Source organism: Endozoicomonas sp. Z74 (assembly GCF_057680865.1).
Genome location: NZ_JBLYZI010000076.1, coordinates 1 through 21026, shown reverse-complemented (window position 1 = coordinate 21026; position 21026 = coordinate 1). Strand labels below are relative to the sequence as shown.

The window sequence follows — 21026 nt, the reverse complement described above, 5'->3', positions numbered from 1 at the left end:
TTGCTGGAGGGCTGTGGTAAATTGATCCCATTTTTCTACGCGGTTATCGCCTGTTCGCCGGTTTTGGCTACCTAGGCATAAAGGGCGTAACTGACGAGCAGTTTTTAAAATTAAGGAAGGGAGCGGATGAAAACAGGATTATGGTTGGGCGCTATTGCACTGTCTGGCTCGGCAATGATGGCGTCAGCTAATGACAGTTATAGCTATGAGTGCCGCCACGACAGAGATCTCCGGACCATTGAGGTGGTTTACCTGCAGCGTGAGTCAGCGGTTCCCTGTGAAGTTCGTTATACCAAGGAAGAAATGGGCAAAGACAAGGTGTCAGAAACGCTCTGGAAGGCAAACTATGAAGCGGGATACTGCGAATCAGAGGCTGCCAGCTTTGTTAAAAAGCAGGAAGGCTGGGGTTGGAGCTGTAAGCGGGTAGAAGAGGAAGCGGCTAAAGACTGACCGTGCTCACAGGCACGTACTTTTGTCAGAGCATGAGATTACAATGCCTTTATGGCATGTGGTTTCATCACACTCAACGAGTGAACACCTCTCCAGGTAAATTCCTGCTGTGAATGATTAACCGTTTTCCCTCACCCCGACCCTCTCCCGGAGGGAGAGGGTGTTGACGGCGCAATTTTTAACGTTCTCACTCACCGGGAGAGGGTTTGGGTGAGGGTGTCATCAGATCTCGGCAGCCAGTCGACAGCCCTGGTTGATGGCCCGCTTGGCATCCAGTTCAGCGGCAACATCGGCACCGCCAATCAGGTGGGTGGGTTTGCTGAGGCCGTCCGCCAGTTCCCGCATGGGCTCCTGTCCTGCACAGATGATGACATTATCCACTTCCAGTAACTGCTCTTTGCCATCAATGGCAAGGTGCAGGCCCTGATCATCGATTTTATGGTATTCACAGGAAGGGATCATCCGGACACCGCGGCTGGCCAGTGAGGAGCGGTGAATCCAGCCGGTGGTCTTGCCGAGGCCTGAACCGGGTTTGCTTTTCTTTCTCTGCAGCAGGTAAACCTCTCGGGTGGTTGTGGGGTGTTCTGCGGCTTTCAGCAGACCGCCCCGGTTTTCCAGGGACATGTCTACGCCCCATTCTTTCATGAAGGTGGGTATATCCAGGCTGCTGGAAGGACCTTCCTGGGTGATCAACTCACACAGGTCAAAGCCGATACCGCCGGCACCAATCACCGCCACTTTCTGGCCTACCGGAGCCCCCTTGAACACATCCAGGTAGCTCAGTACTTTTTCATGGCCTATGCCATCGATATCCAGTGTTCTCGGGGTAATACCGGTGGCAATGATCACTTCGTCAAAGTCACCGGCTTCCAGCTCATCTCTGGATACTCTGTGATTGAGCTTTAACTCCACACCGGTTAATTCAATCTGGCGCTGGAAGTAACGGAGGGTTTCTTCAAATTCTTCTTTGCCGGGAACGGTTTTGGCAATGTTGAACTGGCCACCGATTTTATCCGCGGCATCAAACAGAGTGACTTGATGGCCCCGGTAAGCGGCGGTTGTCGCAAAAGCCATGCCTGCAGGGCCAGCCCCCACCACAGCCAGTTTTTTCGGGGTTTCTGCGGGCAGATAGTTCAGCTCGGTCTCATGACAGGCTCTTGGATTGACCAGACAGCTGACCGGCTTCAGATAGAAAACATGATCCAGGCAGGCCTGGTTACAACCAATGCAGGTGTTGATTTCATCGGCCCGGTTTGCTGCCGCCTTGTTCACCCATTCCGGGTCAGCCAGCATGGGGCGTGCCATGGAAACCATGTCCGCATCACCACGGGCCAGCACTTCTTCAGCGGTTTCCGGCATGTTGATCCGGTTTGACGTGATGACTGGAATGTTCAGCTCTTTGCGAATACGGGCGGTTACCCAGGTAAAGGCGGCTCTGGGAACCATTGTGGCAATGGTGGGCACTCTGGCTTCATGCCAGCCAATACCGGTATTAATGATGGTGGCGCCGGCCTGTTCGATTTCACCGGCCAGCTGGACAATTTCGTTCCAGCTGCTGCCCCCTTCCACCAGGTCGAGCATGGACAGGCGGTAGATCAGAATGAAATTCTCACCCACTTTTTCACGGGTGCGGCGAACCACTTCAACGGCCAGTCGGATACGGTTTTCATAGGCTCCGCCCCACTGGTCGTCACGCTGGTTGGTCCGGGTGGCAATGAACTGGTTGATGAAGTAGCCTTCCGATCCCATGATCTCAACGCCGTCGTAGCCTGCTTCTTTGGCCAGGGCAGTGCAATTGACAAAGTCGTTAATCTGCTGGTCAACCTCTTCACTGGAGAGTGCTTTGGGCTTGAAAGGGTTGATGGGGGCCTGGATGGCACTGGGGGCAATGTTCTGGGGGTGATAGCCATAGCGGCCGGTATGAAGGATCTGCATGCAGATTTTACCACCCGCGTCGTGCACTGCCTGGGTGACTTCACGGTGGAGGTCTACATCCTCCCTGGTTTTCAGAATGGCGGCACCGGGCATTCCCCCACTTTCCTGATTCGGGGCTATGCCTCCGGTAACAATCAGGCCGACACCTCCGGCCGCCCGTTCGGCAAAATACGCGGCCAGCCGTTTAAAACCGTTGGGCTGCTCTTCCAGGTTGGTGTGCATGGACCCCATGAGAACCCGGTTTTTCAGGGTGGTAAAGCCAAGGTCCAGGGGAGCCAGCAGGTGTGGGTAGGGAGAAGGCATGGTGTTTTCCTTTATTATCCGAATCGTTTTCTTTTGTTATGGGCATCTTTTGCTTTAGGCAACTGTCTGCCCTTTCAGGAAAAGGGGGCTTCCACAGGCCAGAGATCGTCATATTCCGGTTCAGACTTCTGCATTTTGGCCTGAAAACTCTTCATCATTTCTCCGGGCTGAAACATGCCACCCTGCCAGGCAGCCATATACTTCAGGCTATCGGCAACGGAATGATCCCGGGCAAAGTTAATCATTTCCTTACTGCCTGCCACGGCCAGGGGGGAGTGACTGGCTATCTGTCGGGCAATATCCATTACTTCCCTGAGCAGGGTTTCTTTATCAGGATAAACGGCATTGACCAGCCCTGACCGGATCGCTTCGCTGGCTGGAAGTTTCCGGGCGGTATAAGCCATTTCCCGCACCAGCCCTTCGGGGATCAGTTTTGGCAGACGTTGCAGGACACCCACGTCGGCGGTCATGCCCAGCTCTGTTTCCTTAATGCAAAAGTAGGCATCTTCGGTTGCGTATCGGCAGTCGCAGGCGCTGATCAGGTTAATACCGGCGCCAATACAGCCACCGTGCACCGCCACCAGAACCGGGATGCGAATCTGCTCCAGGGCGTTGAAGCTGTCCTGCAGCTGGAGAACGGTGCGTCGCAGGTTTTCACTGCGTCGACCCGGATCACCGGAAATCAGCTTTTTCGAAGGGGACATGAAAACGCTGAGGTCCATACCGGCAGAAAACAGGCGACCTTCTCCGGAGATCACCACCACCCGGGCGCTGGCTTCTTCATCAATGGCTCTGAGGGCGGCGGGGAACTCCAGCCAGAATTCGCGGTTCATGGCGTTGAGTTTATCGGGACGATTCAGTACAACCTGGGCGATGTGGTCTTTAATCTCGACCCGGAGAGTGGTGTAGCTCATGAATACAGACCTGAATAAGTTGTTATTGTCTCTGTGTCGTCTCTTTTGAGTATCCGCAGACGACACTGAATTTATATTATCTGGACGCTGTCAAGATAAAGAGGTATTTTGACGGTGTCAAGATTGTTTCAACACACTTTGTGTGGGATTTATTTCTGTTGATGGCCAGACGGACGACGAATGACAGATAGAAAGCAAGCGCGCGCCCAGAAGAACTACCACCATGGTAATCTTCAGCAGAGCCTGGTGCAGGAAGCGACCCGGATGATCAGTGAGGTCGGGGTTGAAGGTTTGTCCATGCGAAGCCTGGCTGAAAGGGTAGGCGTATCCCGGACGGCAGCCTATCACCATTTCAGGGATAAAAATGCACTGCTCTGTGCCATTGCCGAGCAGGGGTTTCAGCGCTGGAGGCTGCACTTTGCCAGTCTGCTGGAGCAGAAGCCTGTGGACATAGAGCAGTGGCTGATTGCTTTTGTCCGTAACTATCTTGATTTTGCCCAGCAGCATCAGGAAGAGTATGACCTGATGTTTGGCCGTCCGGTCTGGAAAAACGGGGAACCCACGGAGTCTTTGAAAAGGGAATCCTCAGCCTGTTTCCAGAGTTATGTGGAATTTATCCGTACCTGGCAACGCCTGGGGGTATTTTCTGAAAAGGTGGACTGTCTGCGCCTGGCCCAGGTGAGCTGGAGTACTTTGCACGGCATGAGCCGCTTAATCAATGATGGCATCTATCTGGACCGAGAATCTGTCGACAGCATGAGTCTCAATGCGGTGAAGATGATGATTGCAGGAGTCAGGTGCTGCTGAGTGCTGTACCTCGAAGGGCAATAATCAGATAGCTCCTTATATATCTGCTATATACATCCAGTTCCAAGGGTTAAGGGACTGTAGATGAAACGATATTCTCAAGTGGCGTTCACTGGATTGCTGGTCTTCTTTTTTCCATTATCTGTGGCTGGTACTCCATTTCTGTTTTATTCAGGGTTAGATGGATATGTTCAGGCTTTTATGGCAAAGACTCTTTTTGACAAACCCGTTTATGAGGGGCGTTTTCATGGTGCCCCCTTGCCATCAATACAGCCATTAGCAGAAGAGCATGGGGCAGAAGCTTCCATCCCTGTAAAATATGAAAAAGTAATGGCCTTGGGATCGTCATCTTTCCTTGAGGTATCCGGGGGCTCTTTTATTAATGTGGCCAAAGGCACTCCGTTTTCTTTTTCTGGCGGGAGTAGGTGGGGGGAATCCCTGTTTATCAGCAGCCGTGGCGACTTATTGTTGAGGCTGGGTGATCGTGGGTATTCGCATCTGTTTCAAAGCAATGCCCATGATCTCGTTTCAAAAAGCCTTAAACTCATGGCACTTTCATCGGATGAAGAGGATTCTGGTTGCCCTGATGAGGTGATTATCAGCACTGGTCATCATGAGGTCCTGGATATAAATGCAGCCCGGCACCAGTGCTTTGATCATAAAAAAGGTGCTATCCGTTGCCTGCTGCCGCCTACAGGTGAGTCCATTGATATCGTACTTGATAAAACAGGAAAAGTTGAAGTAACCCGGTTTTTCCCGGACGAGGTGCGTGGGAGTTGTCAGGGCAAGCATCATGATGATCTTTTGGCGGTGATTCGTGAGATGACCTCCTATTCCGGTTATAAAGCAGACCAAAACCCTGTTCAGCAGCTAGAGGTTTGGGTGGTTTTTGGTGCCTCACCTCTAGGTAATGATGGTCAGAAGGGTGAGGAAGTTTCGGATGAGGATAGTGTTGGTTCTTCCCATGAAGACCAGGAACGCTCTTTCTCTGACTCTGAGGACTCAGGGGTGGTCAGTGAGGTGTCAGTTACTGACGATAGTAACGAGGGGAATATAGGTAATGTGCAGGAGGTGGCTTCTGATCAAGCCCTTAATCTGGTCATGAATTCTGGTAGAGAAGAGGCCAGAGAGAATGAAGAGAAGGTCAGTTCTTCCGGTTTAAGTCAACCCCAGGAGTTGAGTTCGCCTGATTTACTGGCGGATGTTGCGTGCAGTGAGAATCAGGGATCAATGGAAATGAATCAAACGACATGTTCCGATGCCATTGCATCAAGAGTACAGTCCGCCATACTGCCCATGCCTCGCCAGATAGAGATAATACACTCCCCTCCTCTAGCTCACTCAAATTCTTACAGAAGAGGTGGCGGAACGACTGGGCTTCCCATTGTTTATTATCCGTACCCACGTTTACGATCACCTGCTGATTATGGTTCGATCACTCTGGGAACGCCTGTAAGGCGGTTTAATGAATCGGCTTATCATTCACGACGCCAATCTTTTGGAGCGGACTGGAATCAACTTCCTGATTATTGGCAGCGACCCTACTCCCAGCATCAGGGAGATGGGGTGTCAGCTACAGGATTGCAACCGGACCGCTCCCTTTCACTACCAGCCTGGCAATCCATTTCAAACATGCGCTGGTATCATTCAGCACCTGCTCGACCTGATCTGGCATCCAGTTGGGACCCCAATTCTCAAAGAGTTTCCGGGCTGGCTACAGGTAGTGCATCGGCCAGTACGGTTTCCGGATGGCAAGGATCTGTAGAGTGGACTGGCTATGGCAATTCGGTTATGACAAATGTCGAGGGAACTCCAGGCCAGGTAAATGGTGAGAGATGGCAGAGAGGAAAGAGACCTGGCCCTATAGCAAGGCAGAGAAGGAGCTCTCGAAGCTCTTTCAGTGCTGTTCAGATATCCGTTATGGAAAACCATTTTGAACAGGATAAAAGCCCACCTCCTGATGAATGTGAAACGATTGGCACGAAAATCGGGCTGACAAAAAAGCAGGTTAGGACCTGGTTTCAAAATCGACGACAAAAAGAAAAGAAGAGTTCAAGTCAGGTAGGTATGGCTGATAGCAGTGTTCATTGTGATGAGGATCGCCTGCCTCCTTTTGATTGCTTTAGCCCTGCTGGAACGGGTGAGTAAAGGCTGATCCCGGGGAGTGTCGGGTCAGCCTTTCTTAAAAGAGGCTAAGTGTCTGCCGAAGATGAAACAGAGATATGGGTGCTCAATCGATGGCTCTGTCCTGGCCCCAGAACCATACGCTCATCCATAGTACTGACAAAATGGGTCGCCTCAACACAGACCATGGTGTTATAGCCATGGTCGTCCATATCAGCCATGGTTGCGCTTATTTCCTCCCAGGGATTCCAGATGACCACTGAGTTATGGTCGCTGTTGTTAACGACGATGGTTCGCTGGTTAGCGGCGTCATGAATACTGACCGGGTTTGAGGGTGCGATATAAACCCGGTCAATGGACTGGCTAATCAGCAATGGTTCGCTGGAGTTGGAGGGCTGGTTGCCTTGCAGACTGTCCAGGTAATCATCACCCATTCCGGTAATCCGGGTTGCGGCGGCTTCTCCAATATTGAAATAGGTGTGAAGGGCACCACTCCACTGCCACGGCTGCTGGCCGGTGTTAGTGACTTCCAGGTCAATATTCAGGGTGTCGCTGATGGTAAACGTCAGGGTCGCGGAAAAATCGTGAGGCCAGATGTCCCGGGTTTCCGGGGATGACAGAAGGATTAACTTTATGACCACCTCCTGTTCGCTTTCCTGGTGATCCAGCAGTTGCCACTGGCTGATTCTGGCAAAACCATGGGAGGGGCTGGCCAATGGCCCGAACCAGGGCCAGCAGACCGGAACCCCACCACGAATGGCTTTGTCCTTGCGAAAGAGGGCTTTGTCGCTGAGCCAGATAACGTCTTTTTCCCCGGCGGGGCGGAACTGAATCAGGTGCCCTCCGTGGAGAGAAATGGCCGCTTCCGCTTTCGGATGGCTGATTTGCAGAACGGACAACTCATTGAGAGAGCAGAGGCTGATAAAGGAGCCCAGTTTTTTTGCTACGGATAACGCTTCCAACATCTGAACGGATCCTGAGGATAATGGGGGAGGCTGGCCTATCGGCTAAAGGCCAGTGCTTTACGCTCCAGAAGGCGTACGACGAGCGTCAGGATGCCGGTCATTACCAGATAGATCAAGCCCGCCATGGTGAAGACCGTCAGGGTATCATAAGTACGGGCATTGAGCCGGGCGGCATAACCCATCAGATCCATCAGGGTAATGGTGCTGGCCAGGGAGGAGCCTTTCATTACCAGAATGATTTCGTTGCCGTAAGCGGGCAGCGCCCGCCGGATGGCGTGGGGTAATACCACTCTTAATAATGCCTGGCTGCGAGTCATGCCCAGAGCCAGGCAGGCTTCCCAGTCACTGGCGGGTACCGCATCAATGGCTCCCTTGAATAACTGGGTGGAATAGGCGGCGCTGTTCAGGGCCAGGGCCAGCATGGCGCAGAACCAGGGTTGGCTGAGAACGGGCCAGAGACTGCTTTCTTTGATCCACTCAAACTGGGCCGGTCCGTAATAGACCAGGAAAATCTGCACCAGCAGTGGGGTGCCGGTGAACAGCAGGATCTGCAGTTTGACCAGCCAGGTCAGGGGGCGGAGTTTCAGGGTCAGGATAATGGTGAACACCATTGCCATGACCAGGCCGGCCAGCAGGCTGGCCAGGGTCAGCTCCAGGGTTGTCCCCAGTCCTTTCAGTAGCTCCGGGAGATAACTCATGTTCATTGGGTTGCCTCCTGGTGAGTAGATGGCAGGTGACGGCTGGAACGTTGTTTCATTTGATTCAGGAACTGCTGGCTGACCAGGGTAATGGCCAGATAAATAAGGGCGGCAACCCCATACCAGGTAAAGGGTTCATAGGTGCTGGCAGAGGTCATTTTCGCCTGGTGCAGCAGGTCATGAACGCCAATCAGTGCCACCAGGGCGGTATCTTTGAGCAGAACCAGCCACTGGTTGCCGAGGCCAGGCAGGGCATGTCGCCATGCCTGGGGCAGAGTGACCCGTAAAAAGCAACGGGCATTGCCGATGCCAAGGGCTTTTGCGGCTTCTATCTGTCCTGCAGGAACCGCCAGAAAAGCACCCCGAAGCGTTTGTGAGGCGTAGGCTGAGTAGATTAACGACAGGGCAATGGTGCCGGCCAGGAAAGGGCTGACTTCAATATACTGGTCGGTCAGCAGAAACAGGGCATGGGTGGAACCAAAATAGATGAAAAACACCACGAGGATTTCAGGCAGTCCTCTCAGTACGGTGACCAGGGCGCTGGTGACTATAGCCAGTGGGCGGAAGCGGCTCAGCTCAGCCAGGGCAAACACTATGGCGAGCGCCAGACCCAGTACCAGGGATGACAATGCCAAACCCAGGGTCATTCCTGTGGCTTGTGCAAACAGAGCTGTCAGGCCCACAATTACCTCTCTATCGTCTTCTATATTGTCAGTGATGCCTACCCTGGCAGCCTGTCGCGGGTTCAGCAGGCTGCCAGATCGGGATCCAATGGATCAGTTTTTCGCACCAGCCTGAAAGTATTTGTTGTACAGTTTCTGGTAGGTGCCGTCCTGTTTGACTTTGGCCAGGGCGGCATTCAGTTTGCTGACCAGCGGGTCGCCTTTACGGGCGGCAATGCCCATACCAATGCCAAAGTAATCCGGATCTCTGATTTCATCTCCGACCACCTGGAATTTACCCTGGGCCTTGGTCTCCAGCCACTCCCGGGCGACGGCGGTGTCAGCAAACACAGCATCCAGTCGACCGTTGGTCATATCCAGCAAAGCGTTCTGATAACTGTCGTAAGGGCGAACCTTGACGCCCTGCTTCTCCAGTTTGTCAATGACGTAGGCCTGGTGGGTGCTGCCATTCTGCACACCAATGGTTTTGCCCTTGAGGTCTTCCTGGCTGATGATGCCGGCCTTTTTTCCGGATGGGCGGGCAGCGATGAAGACCGCGGAGTTTTCATAATAGGGCTGGGTGAAATCCACCTGCTCCTGCCGGGCCGGGGTGATGTCCATTCCGGAAATAATGGCGTCAAAGCGACGGAACTTGAGACCCGGGATCAGGCTGTCAAAGGGCTGATTGTTAAAACTGCACTTGGCCTGGAGTTCCTCGCAAAGGGCGTTGGCCAGGTCAATATCAAACCCGGTGAGCTCATTCTTGTCATTGAGGAACTCAAAGGGAGGGTAGGTGGCTTCCATCCCAAAACGGATGCTGTCTTCCGCCTGGGCCTGGCCTGCAGCCATGGCGATGGTGGCGCCCAGTGTCAGGGTGGTCAGTATCTTTTTCATAAGCTTCTTTTTACCTCTTGAGCTTCAGTTCGTCTTCAGTGCTGCAGATACGCCTTGAATGCGTCGGTCTGTGGCCGGGCAAAGTGTTCGGAAGTCCCCTCCTCGACAATCCTGCCGTCCTCCAGATAGACTACCCGGCTGGCGATTTTCCGGGCGAAATCCACTTCGTGGGTGACCACCACCATGGTGATGCCGGAATCCCTCAGCTCATTGATGATCTCAACCACCTGGTTGGTAATGGCCGGGTCCAGGGCGGCAGTGGGTTCATCAAACAGCAGCACATCCGGGGAGAGCATCAGGGCCCTGGCGATAGCAACCCGCTGTTGCTGGCCTCCGGAGAGGGAGGATGGCCAGGCGTCGGCTTTGTCGGGCAATCCCATGCGCTCCAGCAGACCCCGGGCTTTCTCCCGAGCCTCTTCTTTGGGAAGGCCTTGCAGGGTGGGTGCTTCTGTCAGATTGTCCAGTACGGTCATATGGGGCCAGAGGTGGTATTGCTGGAATACCATGCCGACTTTACGCCTGAGGGCGCATGCCTGTTTATGCAGGTGCTTGTCGGCTTTTTTCTGGAAATCGAAGGACATGCCGGCAATTTCAAGTTGTCCGGTGTCAGGGGTCTCCAGCAGGTTGAGCATGCGCAGCAAGGTACTCTTGCCGGCACCGCTGGAGCCAAGTAAGACGGTGGTTTCACCTTTTGATATGCGAAAGCTGATATCCTTCAGGACCGGCTGGCCACCAAAGGATTTGCTTAGGCTCTGTACTACGATGCCCATTGCCTGAATCGTCTTTTCCGTTTCTATGGGGGAATTCTCTTACATAAAAGTGGGTAAAATCAAGTATAATATGCATAAATATTCACTTGGTCAGGAATACTAACCCTTATGACGAGCCAGAAACAGGATGAATTAGTCCGCTCTTTCCGCCAGCTGTTAAAAGAGGAGCGGTGTGGCTCCCAGAGCCAGATTGTTGCCCAACTGCAGGAACAGGGGTTTGAGAGCATCAGCCAGTCGAAAGTGTCCCGTATGCTCGGGCGGTTTGGGGCGGTTAGGGCTCGTAATGCCTTGAATGAGCTGGTGTATTGTCTGCCACCGGAGCTTGGAAAAATGGATTCCAGCATCGCCGTCAAAGATCTGGTGGAAGAAATAGATCACAACGGTGCCATGATTGTGATCAAAACCAGCCCCGGCGCCGCCCAGATGATCGCCCGGTTGCTGGACTCCCTGGGCATAAAAGGGGGCGTTTTGGGGTGTGTGGCCGGAGATGACACCATTCTGGTGGTGCCCACGGATGTGAAGGATATTGATGAAATCACCGGCAGTATTTCCGGGTTGTTTCAGTAGTTGCTCAACCTGAAGGCATTACAACATTCTTCTGCAACTTCTGGAATACAGTAGGTTGCTGCTGAGCACAGCGAAGCGCAATAGGGCATTAGCCCACGACAGAACGCCCTGTCTGTAGTGCCAATGCCCAGTCGTTTCTTCCCCGGGTCAGTGCCGCTGAAACTGCCTTGTTAATGTCGTAAGGCACTTTAAAACACTCAACCTGCCAGCCAGCCTCAGATGACTCAATGATGCAATAGGACGCCATAGGACTGAAGGTTTCCATGGCATGGGGAACCGGGTGATCGTCATAGTAGGCGGGCAGTCCGACACTGCCCGGGTTAACCACCCGCTGGCCACTATTGAGTTGGATCACTCTGGGAATGTGAGTATGCCCGCACAGAACCATCCTTTCTGAAATGCCCTGGAGATGGTCTGATAGTTCAGCATCAGACCGGACCTGTGGGCTGCCTGAAGAAACATCTTCCAGCAGGTAAATCAAATCATTGTCCGGGGTGCCATGGCAGATAAACAGTCCTTCTGTCAGGGACATTACTGGAGGCAGGTCCCGCATCCAGGTCAGTGGTTCCGGACCCAGGTCGGCCAGAATAAATTGCAGCGTCGGATTCGCGGCAACCTCATCCTGAGTGGCTTCATAAATCTGACGGTCCTGGTTTCCCCTGATGGTGATGATGTTTTCTGACTGAACCCGCTCATAAGTGGCACGGGGGGCAAGGGGGCCATAGAGAGTGTCGCCCAGGTTGATGAAACGGCCTGCACCTTTGCTTCGGGCGTGTGACAGGACGGCCTCAAGGGCCCAGACATTGCCATGAATGTCTGACAGTACGGCGAATCGGGTCATGGATTTTTGTTGTTCAATCGGTTGTTGTGAGTTGTGTTTTTGATAGGGGAGCATACCCTGTTTACTGCGAAAACATCACTTCAAACTCAGGTGTTCTCTTTGATGACTCGATGGCTGGTTTTCACTGTTATGCTGATGATGCCCGGTTTTAACCCTGCCCATGAACTGACCCGTGATCAGCTGTCGTCGTATGCCAGGGATGGGTATCTGGTAGTGAAGGGACTGTGCCAGAACAGCCAGTTTACCCTGCTGGAGCAGCAGGTCCAGAAAGCCATTGACGGGGCCTGGAGGTTATCAGCCGCCGCTGCTGTTGAAAGAAAAATCACCTCGGAAGGATCCGTTTATGTGTTTGGCCCGGGCTTTCAGTCACTGCTTCGTATTGTCTGGGTCGGGGCTCGATACCCGAAACTGCTGGCAATGGGCAGGCAACCCTGCCTTACCGTACCGGTGGCCCAGCTACTGGAAAGCCAGAAGGCCAGTCACCTGATCAACCAGATCCACCCCAAGCTTCCGGGAGACCGGGTTCGATTTGACCTGCACCGGGATGTGGATCACCGGCGCTCTTTCGACCCGAACTGGGAGGATGTCAAAGGCAATGGCAGCTTTGTTCAGACGATGGTGGCTATTGACCCCATGACCAGGGAAAACGGGGGGCTGTTTGTCTTTCCGGGGTCACACCATGACCACAAGCCGGTTAAGGGGAATCCCGCGTTGAGCCGTGAATATGCTTCCGGAAAACATGGAAAGCCTTTCTTACTGCAGTTGAGTCCCGGGGATACGGTGTTCTTTCACCCCTATCTGGTGCACTTCAGTGAGGAAAACCGTTCGAGCCGGGCAAGAAGGGCGTTTATTAACGGGTTTGCCTGTCCGGGGGCCAACCATGTCCAGTATCCCGGGAAAGGCAGTGGTGAAGTCATCACGCTCGTCAAGTAGCGTGTAGTGGATTTTTCTGAACTATTTCAGGCATTCCTGTTAGTATCATCTTCCTTTACATCTTCAGACGCCTTAGACCCGGAGTACCATGAAGCAGGCGACACTGGTACTGCAAAAGCAGTCTCGCCCAAGGGCGGAGGCCCTTTTACAGGGAAGCTGGCTGATGGAGCATCCCATTCCTTCACTTCAACCGCTGGAAGACCTTCTCACGGGTGGCCAGTTCGCCACTTTGTGCCTGGTAGCAGGGGATTTTTTTGCCTGGGACTCAAGGCTGATGGCTTTTTTAATGGCCTGCCAGCGCCTCTGTGAGCAGTATCAATGTCAGCTGGAACTGGTGGATATGCCGGAGGAAGTGGTTCAGTTGTTTCAGTTGGCCACTGCCGTGCCTGCTAACCGATCGGTGGCGGAAGCAAAAACGGGCAGGCTGCAGTGGTTGCTGAATAAGGCCAGGCATATCCGGGAGGAAGTGGTTGACTTTCTGGCATTCACCGGTGATCTGACTCTGGCGTTTCTACGCTGGCTGTCAGGGCGAGGCTCTGCCCGCTGGGCTGATATCCTGTCGTTCTGTCATCAGGCGGGGCCTTCTGCGTTAGCCATCATCACGCTGCAGAGCATTCTGGTGGGGATGATTCTGGCGTATCTCGGCATGGTTCAGCTGAGGCAGTTTGGTGCGGAAGTCTATGTGTCGAATCTGGTGGCCATCGGCATGGTGCGGGAGATGGGAGCCCTGATGACGGCCATTATTATGTCCGGGCGAACCGGGGCTGCCTATGCCGCGCAGCTGGGTACCATGCAAGTTAACGAAGAAATTGATGCCCTCACTACTTTGGGGCTGGAGCCGGTGGACTATCTGGTGCTGCCCAGGACTCTGGCCCTGGTGTTCTGCATACCGTTGCTGTGCCTATACAGCAATGTCCTGGGCATGCTGGGAGGTGGACTGGTGGCGACCGGTATGGAGATGACCTGGCGAATGTACCTTTACCAGCTGACGGAGGCCATCAGTGTGGGGGATATTCTTACGGGGGTGTTTAAAAGTCTGATATTTGCCAAACTGATTGCCGTTGCCGGGTGCCGGGCGGGACTGGCCTGCGGGCGCTCTTCAGCGGCGGTTGGCCAGGCAACCACCACTGCGGTGGTGACCGCCATTATTTATCTGGTGATTGCCGATGCCGGGTTGAATATCCTGTTTTACCATCTGGGCATATGACCATGGATGAGATTGCCATTGAAGCCCGTCACCTGACCATGAAGTATGGCCAGAATCTGATTCAGTCCAACCTGAATTTTCGAATCCAGCGGGGGGATATTTTTGTCATCATGGGGGGCAGTGGCTGTGGCAAAAGCACGTTGCTCAAGCATATGATTGGCCTTTATCAGCCGGCGGAAGGGGATATCCTGTTCCAGGGAAAAAGTTATTTTACAGCGGCTGCCCGGGACCAGCTGGAGATGCGAAAAAGCTGGGGGGTGACTTATCAGGGAGGAGCGCTGTTCAGTGACCGGACCCTGGCGGAGAATGTGGCGCTGCCTATTGAGCAGTACACCCACCTTTCTGCCAAAGAGACGGCGGAGCTGGTTCATTACAAGCTGGCGCTGGTGGGGCTGGCGGGCTATGAAGATTTTTACCCTTCCCAGATCAGTGGGGGCATGTGCAAGCGGGCTGGTCTGGCCAGGGCCATCGCACTGGACCCCCAGGTGTTGTTTTTTGATGAGCCTTCCGCGGGGCTGGATCCTCTCAGTGCCCGGCGGCTGGATGACCTGATTCTGCAGCTGCGGGACTCAACCGGCGCCACCGTTGTTATTGTCACCCATGAGCTGGCCAGTATCTTTGCCATTGGCACCAACGGCATTTTTCTGGATGCCCGGACGAAAACCCAGCTGGATACCGGAGCCCCCCTTCAGTTGCTTCAGCATAGTTCTCATCACCGGGTCAGGGAGTTCCTGTCCCGGGGTGAGTGTTCCGAACAGACCGAGGTATGAGAAAGCATGAGTAAAAAAGCAGTTGCCGCGTCGGTTGGACTGTTCGTGATCCTGGTGGCGACCATGACCATTGCCCTGGTGCTGTTTATCAGTGGCAACGGTTTTTCTTCCAAGGAGGCTCGCCGTTATGAGTTGCTGTTTGACAGCTCTATCAAGGGGCTGAACATTGGTGCCCCGGTTACTCTGCGGGGTGTGAAAATTGGTGAAGTGGCCAATATCAAAACCAAGCTGTATGCGAACCACCGGCGGGTTCTGAACTCGGTGGTGGTGGATATCTATCCGGACACGATTGTTCAGCAGAATGAGGCAGAAGAGACGGAACTGATGGATGAGCTGCTTCACCGGGGACTGGCCGCCAGGCTCGGTCTACAGAGTGTGCTGACCGGATTGCTGTATGTGGAGGTGGACTTTTTTGACAGTCCGCCCATGGTTCAGCCGGTTAAAACCCAATATGCCCAGATCCCAACGGTGCCCAACAACCTTGAGGAAATCCTGAAAAAGCTGGAAAACATCAACCTGGCCAGTATGGCGGAAAGGCTCAATGAAGTACTGGATAACCTGGCCACGTTAACGGGAGACGATAAGCTCCAGAATCTGGTGGTGAATGTGAACAGCGCCTTTGTGGGTATGGAGAAAATGTCCCGGGATATGAGTGACAGTATGGGGGGGATCCGTCAGGAGTTTGCGGCTATATCCTCCAGTATCCAGTTGTTGAGCCAGCAACTGAACCAGGAGTTACCGGCCACCAACCGGCAGCTTCAGGTGACCCTGGAGCAAATGCAGCAATCCATGAAGGTGATGCAGGATACGCTGGTGGTGATGGGGGATACCCTGGCCAGTGACTCCCCGTTGATCTATCAGCTGGAGCAGAGTTCCAGGGATATCAGCCGGGCCTCCCGGGCCATTGAAGGGCTGGCGGGGATGCTGGAAAGGGAGCCAGATTCCGTTTTATTTGGCAGAAAGGAGGTAGCCCGGTGATGGAGTACAAAGGCTCAATGAAGGGTAAACGACACTCTTTTGTGGTGGGGCTGATTCTATTGATACTGGGTGGTTGTGCCAGTGCTCCACAATACCGCTATTACACGCTTCAGGATGCTTCAGCTAAAGCGGTTTCCGGCAGTTCAGAAGCCAGAGTAGCGCCCTCATCAACCCTTTCTCTGGGGGTTGAGCCGGTCAGGGTACCCCTGTGGCTGGACCAGAAGAACCTGACCTTCAGCGATGGCGGCGTTCGCCTGATTCGTCACGACAACGATCGCTGGGGAGAGCCCCTGCCCGAGTCCCTCACCCGGATTATGGTGAAAAACCTGAGACGTCTGACAGAAAGCCCGGTCTCCGCAGGTCCGTGGATTCGCAGTGCCCGACCTGAAGCGATTGTCGCTATTGAAGTTCACTCCATTGCTATTGTGGATGGAACGCTTCAGCTTGAGGTTTTCTGGAAGCTGGATGGCGCCGACCGGGAACGGCCAGTTGAGGTTGAAAAGGTCTACTCGGCGCCCTTGCATCCAAACTCTATGGGGCCTGGCCAGGGAGCGGACTCTATTGCAGTGGCTTTAAGCCAGGCGTGGGGTGAGCTGGCAGAAGAGATCAGGGAGGCCCTTTAACGGCAAGCAGCTCCCTTCACTCCAATGCTTTTCGCGACATTCGCTCAAGGCTGTTTATTCAGCTCAAGGCTGTTTGAGCAGCAGGCGTGCGGCGTCTATAACGGAGCCAACAGCATTGATTTCAACACTGGCCAGTGTCGCTGTGTCCGGAGTTTCATTCCGGGTCCGGTTAACGATGACCCCGGCGACACAACCTGCCCGAAGCCCCAGGCTGGCACACATGGTCAGCAGCGTGGCCGATTCCATCTCATAGTTCAGCACGCCCATGGATTGCCACTCTTTCATCAGCCCCTGGTAGTCTTTGCGGATTCGGCCGGTAAAGGTATCGTAACGCTCCTGGCCAGGGTAGAAGGTATCGCTGGAGGCGGTGATACCGGTGTAGCAGTCCAGTCCCCGGGCTTTTGCGGCGTCGACCATGGCCCGGGTGCATTCAAAGTTGGCCACGGCCGGGTATTCCATGGGGGCAAAGTGGGAGCTGGCGCCATCCAGGCGAACTGAACCGGTGGTGACAATCACATCCCCTACGTTGATATGGGGCTGAATGGCCCCGGATGTTCCTACCCGAAGGAATGTACGAATACCCAGCTGAGCCAACTCCTCAACGGCAATGGATGTGGAGGGGCCTCCGATACCCGTTGAACAAACCACAACCGGTTTACCTTCAAGCTCTCCCCGCCATGAGGTGAATTCCCGAAGGCTGGCCAGTTGACAGGGGTTATCCATCTGTTCGGCAATCCGACGAACCCGTTCAGGGTCACCGGGGATGATGGCCAGTTCTGCGCCCTGCAGGTCTTCACGGGTCAGACCAAGGTGAAAGACTTCGCTGTTGGACATCAGGAGCTCCTTTAACTTGAATAAAAAGCAGACACTGAAATTATAAAGATAAGTGAAGGCGTTGGGGGAATAGAGTCAGTGGTTTTTCTCTAAAACCTCTAAAATGTAATAACTGTATTGATTTTTATCAACATTAAGGTGGAGATTAACATCATAAGCGCATTGGCGGATTCCGATGAAATAAGACACTGTTAGAATAAATAGCAGTTGTCATGATTTTGAATCAAGGCATAGTGAATTATTTTGAAAGATGCAAATAGCGGATCTTTTGTCAAAGAGCGTTCAGAGCATTGGCCAGGTTTAAATCAGGTGCTTATTTTAAGGTCATTAGCAAGCCTCTGGGCGATAGGTTTACTTAATGGTCCTTTTTAGAAAATGACAAAACACTCTTGAAAAAATGTCTCTGGCACTTAATAGGACTTTGCATGGACAAGGGGGGGTTTGGAACCTGTTTGTTTAACAGCTATGATGAAATGCAATATTACTTAATGACATAAGTGTTTTATGAGCCAGGAACAAAGAATAACGTCAAACTCGGCTTTTATACTGGCGATTGCCGGCGCCGCCATTGGACTGGGTAATATCTGGCGGTTTCCCTACATTGCCGGTGAAAACGGTGGCAGCCTTTTTTTTCTGCTCTATTTACTGTTTGTGGTCCTGCTGGGGTTGCCGGTGATGATTGCCGAGATTGTCATTGGCCGAGCCGGCCGGGCCTCTCCTGCTACCAGTTTCAGGCAGCTGGCAGGGGCTGCAGGGCGCAGTCGCCACTGGGGCAAGGTGGCCTGGCTCGGTACTCTGGCCGCTACCCTGATCCTGTCCTTTTACAGCGTAGTGTCCGGCTGGATTCTTTATTATCTGTTTCTGTCTGTGACAGGGGGATTGCAAGCCAGCAGTGCCAGCGAGGCCTCCGCCGTATTTGACCAGCTCCTGCAGTCCCCGGGTTATATGCTTCTCTTTCATACCCTGTTTATTGCCATGACCATGGCCATCAGTGGACGTTCTGTGTCCCGGGGCATTGAGCGGCTCAATAATCTGTTAATGCCCCTGATGTACCTGATTCTGATGGTTCTGGTGATGTATGCCAGTGGCTTCAGTGGTTTCTCCCTGGCCATTGATTATCTGTTTGCCTTCAGACCTGAGGCGGTGACCGGTGGGGTGCTTCTGGAAGCCATGGGGCATGCGTTTTTCACTCTGGCCATTGGAGCCTGCTGTCTTACGGCTTATGGTGCCTATATGCCGGCAAAACAGTCGGTGGTCAGGGCGGTTGTAGTGGTTGCCGGCTTGGATGTACTGGTGGCGGTTATGGTGGGGGTCGCTACTTTTTCGGTGGTGTTCACTGAAAACCTGGATGCTGCCGGGGGCCCCGGCCTGATGTTTATTACTCTGCCGGTGGCGCTGGCGACCATGCCTCTGGGAGAATGGGTGTTGCCTCTTTTCTTTCTGTTACTGGTGATGGCGGTCTGGACTTCTTCTGTCAATCTGGCGGAACCTCTGGTGGTGATGACTTCCCGGTTGGCTGGAGCTGGAAGACGGGCGAGAGGCGCTGTGATGGCAGGCCTGATTGTCTGGCTGGCGGGAGTCATACCCATGCTGTCTTTTAATATCTGGAAGGAGGTTGCACCACTGCCGGATAAAAGCCTGTTTGATGTCTATACCGCGTTTGCCACCCAGATTTTATTACCGGTGACCGGGTTGCTGATTCTTTATTTTGCCGGGAATGTGCTTGAGCGTCGATTGCTCAGGGAGCTGCTGGGACAAACCGGCTGGCAGCTGTTTGTCTGGCAGTGGCTGATTCGTCTGGTCAGCCCTTTATTGCTTCTTCTGGTGCTGTTTGGGCAATTATTTTGAGCCGCGATCAGGCTTTTGCTCTCCACTTGTAGTCGTTGTGTAAGGATTGTAAGGAATCCTATTTTAACGGGACTATGGTCTTATAATCGGGCGCTGATTTTTCCTCCATTATCAATCAAAGGGTTTGGAATGAAAAAAAGTGCCGCGTTGGTCCTGGGTGGTTTTCTGGCCTGCAGCCAGGCCATGGCCGCTGATATTGATCTGGCCATCAGTGAAAAAACCGTGGATGCCGGGATGGCCCTGCAAATGGGCGAATCCGCTGTTGCTTCTGGTTCTTTTCTGTACCATGAGGATAATGGCCACATGTTGAATGGTGGCCTCTATGCAACTGGGCGTTCCGGTGCCATCAGTGGCCGTGTTGGCGTTAAGGCCTTTGCTTCAGATCTTAAAGACAGCTCTGAAGGTTGGGGTTTTGCCCCGGGTGGTATGCTGGCTTTTCATTTTGGCCAGAAAATGAGGCTGGAAGGTGAGTTTTTCTACTCACCCAGTGTTCTGTCGTTTAATGATATCGATAATCTGAAACAGTACAGCGGGCGCCTGGTATTCAGCCCGTTCCCCACGGCGGATCTCTATCTGGGTTACAGGAATGTCCGGTTCAATACCCGTAACGGTGACAAGACCCTCCATGACGGGGGCTTTATCGGGTTAACGTTCAAAATTTAACCTGAGGCAGGTTGCTGAGAATCAGGGAAGATTCTCAAAGAGCCCTTTACCATGGGTAGCCGGGATTACATCACCTCATTGATCAGTCTGGCTACCAGCATAACGGCAATCAAAATCAGGGCAATACGGGAAAGCTTTGACTGTTTTTCTGCATCCATGGGGCGGCCAAAGCGCTCGGTGAGTTTAACCACTATAAACAGGCAGATAAACAGTAATAGAAGAATAGTGATCAGGTTCACAGTGACTCTCTCAATCAGGATTTTATCAATCTACAGTTTGATTTTACCCCATTGTTCAGAGGGGATTAAAGTGATTCTTTATATCTTTCGGTGACTGTAAGAGGTCCATGAGAGTGGTATTTTAATGTAAATCAAGAAACTCCTTTAGTAGCTCAAGGAGTTTATCCTTTTGTATAACAACGGCAGAAGGTTCGCTGGCCAGGGTTTGTATATCTTCTTGTGAGAGAGATGCTTTTTGATAGCCATAAAAAAGATGGCAGCTGTCGACCAGATCTTCGATATTATTTATGGCTGGGTCGGGGTTCAGCCTGGTTAAACAGTCATAATCATTGTGGAATATACGGTAGGGATTGTCTAGGTTGCTGTTATGTGAGTTAATCCAATGAATAAAATATGAGAACATTTTTTCAATATCCTCTTGCTCAATTGAGCTCTGCTGGTCGCCAGTTATCGTTTGAAGGTGTTGCTTAATTATCTCAGAAGCATGGGTGCCGATGTTAGTGAAATCCAGAATCACGGGTTTGGTGGATTTGCTGGAAGTGTTCACAGCAAAGGCAGGAAGCCCGGAGGCCATTCGAGCAGGGCGAAATGTTGAACCTGCGCCCGGTGTTCTTTTGTAATCCGTTGCAATTCTGACGGTAGACTGCCAGCTTTCCAGTGACCTGCTTTTCATTTTTTTTCTCAGGAAACCGCGTATGAGCCTGTTATTCACTTGGTCTGCTTCCTCAAAAGAAAGCTGCAGGTTTTTTATCAGTGATTGTCTTTTTTGCTCGATCAGGTTAAAAACCCTGCTCCGGCGCTGTTCAAATTAAATGTTGCTAACATGGTCTATACTCCCTGAGCATGAGAATTGTCGTGTAAAGTGGAGTTCCAGCCATGAAACCTCAGCAATTCCAAGACATCCTGAAGTCCATACCCATGATGTCCCCAGAGCAGATCGGTGTCCTCCATAAAACTCTGCCGCCCTCACCCATTGCCGGTGATGCACAAGGTATTTCCGG

General features: G+C 52.8%; 22 protein-coding genes. 11 read left to right on the top strand and 11 right to left on the bottom strand.

Annotated features, from left to right (window positions below; genetic code table 11):
- The first annotated feature begins 126 nt into the window (after positions 1-126).
- The gene (locus ACNRUY_RS18775; RefSeq protein ID WP_488113187.1) at positions 127-450 is read left to right on the top strand and encodes a hypothetical protein; all 324 of its coding nucleotides are present in this window, start codon (positions 127-129) and stop codon (positions 448-450) included.
- Positions 451-672: 222 nt separating this feature from the next.
- Here ACNRUY_RS18775 and ACNRUY_RS18770 read toward each other — a convergent pair whose 3' ends face one another.
- Positions 673-2688, bottom strand: a complete 2016-nt coding sequence (locus ACNRUY_RS18770; RefSeq protein ID WP_488113186.1) for an oxidoreductase — start codon at positions 2686-2688, stop codon at positions 673-675.
- A gap of 74 nt (positions 2689-2762) precedes the next feature.
- Positions 2763-3602: a crotonase/enoyl-CoA hydratase family protein gene (locus ACNRUY_RS18765; RefSeq protein WP_488113185.1), complete on the bottom strand. Its 840-nt coding sequence runs from the start codon at positions 3600-3602 to the stop codon at positions 2763-2765.
- A 180-nt stretch (positions 3603-3782) separates the two neighbouring features.
- Here ACNRUY_RS18765 and ACNRUY_RS18760 point away from each other — a divergent pair, with 180 nt between their 5' ends.
- Together ACNRUY_RS18760 and ACNRUY_RS18755 are read left to right on the top strand one after the other, a co-directional pair.
- Positions 3783-4409: a TetR/AcrR family transcriptional regulator gene (locus tag ACNRUY_RS18760; RefSeq protein ID WP_488113184.1), complete on the top strand. Its 627-nt coding sequence runs from the start codon at positions 3783-3785 to the stop codon at positions 4407-4409.
- An 84-nt stretch (positions 4410-4493) separates the two neighbouring features.
- Entirely contained in the window at positions 4494-6557 is a 2064-nt protein-coding gene (locus ACNRUY_RS18755; protein WP_488113183.1) for a homeobox domain-containing protein, read from the top strand.
- Positions 6558-6601: 44 nt separating this feature from the next.
- Here ACNRUY_RS18755 and ACNRUY_RS18750 read toward each other — a convergent pair whose 3' ends face one another.
- The 5 genes from ACNRUY_RS18750 to ACNRUY_RS18730 all read right to left on the bottom strand — a co-directional run bounded on the left by ACNRUY_RS18750 (position 6602) and on the right by ACNRUY_RS18730 (position 10522).
- Entirely contained in the window at positions 6602-7498 is an 897-nt protein-coding gene (locus ACNRUY_RS18750) for a D-hexose-6-phosphate mutarotase (protein WP_488113182.1), read from the bottom strand.
- 35 nt (positions 7499-7533) lie between these two features.
- Positions 7534-8202, bottom strand: coding sequence for an arginine ABC transporter permease ArtM (artM, locus tag ACNRUY_RS18745; protein ID WP_488113181.1), 669 nt, complete (start codon positions 8200-8202; stop codon positions 7534-7536).
- Positions 8199-8879: an arginine ABC transporter permease ArtQ gene (gene artQ / locus ACNRUY_RS18740; RefSeq protein WP_488113180.1), complete on the bottom strand. Its 681-nt coding sequence runs from the start codon at positions 8877-8879 to the stop codon at positions 8199-8201. The genes artM and artQ overlap by 4 nt, the downstream gene beginning before the upstream one ends.
- A gap of 93 nt (positions 8880-8972) precedes the next feature.
- Positions 8973-9752: a lysine/arginine/ornithine ABC transporter substrate-binding protein gene (locus tag ACNRUY_RS18735; RefSeq protein ID WP_488113179.1), complete on the bottom strand. Its 780-nt coding sequence runs from the start codon at positions 9750-9752 to the stop codon at positions 8973-8975.
- Between the two features lie 35 nt (positions 9753-9787).
- Complete coding sequence (locus ACNRUY_RS18730) at positions 9788-10522, bottom strand: ATP-binding cassette domain-containing protein (RefSeq protein WP_488113178.1); 735 nt, start codon at positions 10520-10522, stop codon at positions 9788-9790.
- A 108-nt stretch (positions 10523-10630) separates the two neighbouring features.
- Between ACNRUY_RS18730 and argR the strand changes: the two genes are divergently transcribed.
- Positions 10631-11089, top strand: coding sequence for a transcriptional regulator ArgR (gene argR / locus ACNRUY_RS18725; protein WP_488113177.1), 459 nt, complete (start codon positions 10631-10633; stop codon positions 11087-11089).
- Positions 11090-11177: 88 nt separating this feature from the next.
- On the opposite strand, the gene ACNRUY_RS18720 is transcribed toward argR, so the two are convergent.
- A complete protein-coding gene (locus ACNRUY_RS18720; protein WP_488113176.1) occupies positions 11178-11930 on the bottom strand; it encodes a metallophosphoesterase family protein in 753 nt (250 codons plus the stop codon).
- Between the two features lie 102 nt (positions 11931-12032).
- On the opposite strand from ACNRUY_RS18720, the gene ACNRUY_RS18715 reads away from it, so the two are divergent.
- The 5 genes from ACNRUY_RS18715 (at position 12033) to ACNRUY_RS18695 (ending at position 16441) form a co-directional block, all read left to right on the top strand.
- Positions 12033-12863, top strand: coding sequence for a phytanoyl-CoA dioxygenase family protein (locus tag ACNRUY_RS18715; protein ID WP_488113175.1), 831 nt, complete (start codon positions 12033-12035; stop codon positions 12861-12863).
- A gap of 88 nt (positions 12864-12951) precedes the next feature.
- A complete protein-coding gene (locus tag ACNRUY_RS18710; RefSeq protein WP_488113174.1) occupies positions 12952-14070 on the top strand; it encodes an MlaE family ABC transporter permease in 1119 nt (372 codons plus the stop codon).
- A gap of 2 nt (positions 14071-14072) precedes the next feature.
- Positions 14073-14840, top strand: coding sequence for an ABC transporter ATP-binding protein (locus ACNRUY_RS18705; RefSeq protein WP_488113173.1), 768 nt, complete (start codon positions 14073-14075; stop codon positions 14838-14840).
- 6 nt (positions 14841-14846) lie between these two features.
- A complete protein-coding gene (locus tag ACNRUY_RS18700; RefSeq protein WP_488113172.1) occupies positions 14847-15818 on the top strand; it encodes an MlaD family protein in 972 nt (323 codons plus the stop codon).
- Positions 15818-16441, top strand: a complete 624-nt coding sequence (locus ACNRUY_RS18695; RefSeq protein WP_488113192.1) for a PqiC family protein — start codon at positions 15818-15820, stop codon at positions 16439-16441. The genes ACNRUY_RS18700 and ACNRUY_RS18695 overlap by 1 nt, the downstream gene beginning before the upstream one ends.
- Before the next feature lie 63 nt (positions 16442-16504).
- On the opposite strand, the gene udp is transcribed toward ACNRUY_RS18695, so the two are convergent.
- Complete coding sequence (gene udp, locus ACNRUY_RS18690; protein ID WP_488113171.1) at positions 16505-17275, bottom strand: uridine phosphorylase; 771 nt, start codon at positions 17273-17275, stop codon at positions 16505-16507.
- A 504-nt stretch (positions 17276-17779) separates the two neighbouring features.
- On the opposite strand from udp, the gene ACNRUY_RS18685 reads away from it, so the two are divergent.
- Positions 17780-19123, top strand: a complete 1344-nt coding sequence (locus ACNRUY_RS18685; RefSeq protein WP_488113170.1) for a sodium-dependent transporter — start codon at positions 17780-17782, stop codon at positions 19121-19123.
- A 129-nt stretch (positions 19124-19252) separates the two neighbouring features.
- On the top strand, positions 19253-19786 hold the full coding sequence (locus ACNRUY_RS18680; RefSeq protein WP_488113169.1) for a YfaZ family outer membrane protein: 534 nt from the start codon (positions 19253-19255) through the stop codon (positions 19784-19786).
- A 65-nt stretch (positions 19787-19851) separates the two neighbouring features.
- Here the strand turns inward: ACNRUY_RS18680 and ACNRUY_RS18675 are convergent, their stop codons facing one another.
- Complete coding sequence (locus ACNRUY_RS18675; RefSeq protein ID WP_488113168.1) at positions 19852-20025, bottom strand: hypothetical protein; 174 nt, start codon at positions 20023-20025, stop codon at positions 19852-19854.
- Between the two features lie 121 nt (positions 20026-20146).
- Positions 20147-20737 carry a hypothetical protein gene (locus tag ACNRUY_RS18670; protein ID WP_488113167.1) on the bottom strand — a complete coding sequence of 197 codons (591 nt, stop codon included), beginning with the start codon at positions 20735-20737 and terminating at the stop codon, positions 20147-20149.
- Positions 20738-21026 lie beyond the last annotated feature (289 nt).

Bases quoted from the DNA above. Each gene is read 5' to 3' on its own strand.
- ACNRUY_RS18775 (WP_488113187.1), top strand. From the start codon at position 127: ATGAAAACAGGATTATGGTTGGGCGCTATTGCACTGTCTGGCTCGGCA.
- ACNRUY_RS18770 (WP_488113186.1), bottom strand. From the start codon at position 2,688: ATGCCTTCTCCCTACCCACACCTGCTGGCTCCCCTGGACCTTGGCTTT.
- ACNRUY_RS18765 (WP_488113185.1), bottom strand. From the start codon at position 3,602: ATGAGCTACACCACTCTCCGGGTCGAGATTAAAGACCACATCGCCCAG.
- ACNRUY_RS18760 (WP_488113184.1), top strand. From the start codon at position 3,783: ATGACAGATAGAAAGCAAGCGCGCGCCCAGAAGAACTACCACCATGGT.
- ACNRUY_RS18755 (WP_488113183.1), top strand. From the start codon at position 4,494: ATGAAACGATATTCTCAAGTGGCGTTCACTGGATTGCTGGTCTTCTTT.
- ACNRUY_RS18750 (WP_488113182.1), bottom strand. From the start codon at position 7,498: ATGTTGGAAGCGTTATCCGTAGCAAAAAAACTGGGCTCCTTTATCAGC.
- artM (WP_488113181.1), bottom strand. From the start codon at position 8,202: ATGAACATGAGTTATCTCCCGGAGCTACTGAAAGGACTGGGGACAACC.
- ACNRUY_RS18735 (WP_488113179.1), bottom strand. From the start codon at position 9,752: ATGAAAAAGATACTGACCACCCTGACACTGGGCGCCACCATCGCCATG.
- ACNRUY_RS18730 (WP_488113178.1), bottom strand. From the start codon at position 10,522: ATGGGCATCGTAGTACAGAGCCTAAGCAAATCCTTTGGTGGCCAGCCG.
- argR (WP_488113177.1), top strand. From the start codon at position 10,631: ATGACGAGCCAGAAACAGGATGAATTAGTCCGCTCTTTCCGCCAGCTG.
- ACNRUY_RS18720 (WP_488113176.1), bottom strand. From the start codon at position 11,930: ATGACCCGATTCGCCGTACTGTCAGACATTCATGGCAATGTCTGGGCC.
- ACNRUY_RS18715 (WP_488113175.1), top strand. From the start codon at position 12,033: ATGACTCGATGGCTGGTTTTCACTGTTATGCTGATGATGCCCGGTTTT.
- ACNRUY_RS18710 (WP_488113174.1), top strand. From the start codon at position 12,952: ATGAAGCAGGCGACACTGGTACTGCAAAAGCAGTCTCGCCCAAGGGCG.
- ACNRUY_RS18705 (WP_488113173.1), top strand. From the start codon at position 14,073: ATGGATGAGATTGCCATTGAAGCCCGTCACCTGACCATGAAGTATGGC.
- ACNRUY_RS18700 (WP_488113172.1), top strand. From the start codon at position 14,847: ATGAGTAAAAAAGCAGTTGCCGCGTCGGTTGGACTGTTCGTGATCCTG.
- ACNRUY_RS18695 (WP_488113192.1), top strand. From the start codon at position 15,818: ATGGAGTACAAAGGCTCAATGAAGGGTAAACGACACTCTTTTGTGGTG.
- udp (WP_488113171.1), bottom strand. From the start codon at position 17,275: ATGTCCAACAGCGAAGTCTTTCACCTTGGTCTGACCCGTGAAGACCTG.
- ACNRUY_RS18685 (WP_488113170.1), top strand. From the start codon at position 17,780: ATGAGCCAGGAACAAAGAATAACGTCAAACTCGGCTTTTATACTGGCG.
- ACNRUY_RS18680 (WP_488113169.1), top strand. From the start codon at position 19,253: ATGAAAAAAAGTGCCGCGTTGGTCCTGGGTGGTTTTCTGGCCTGCAGC.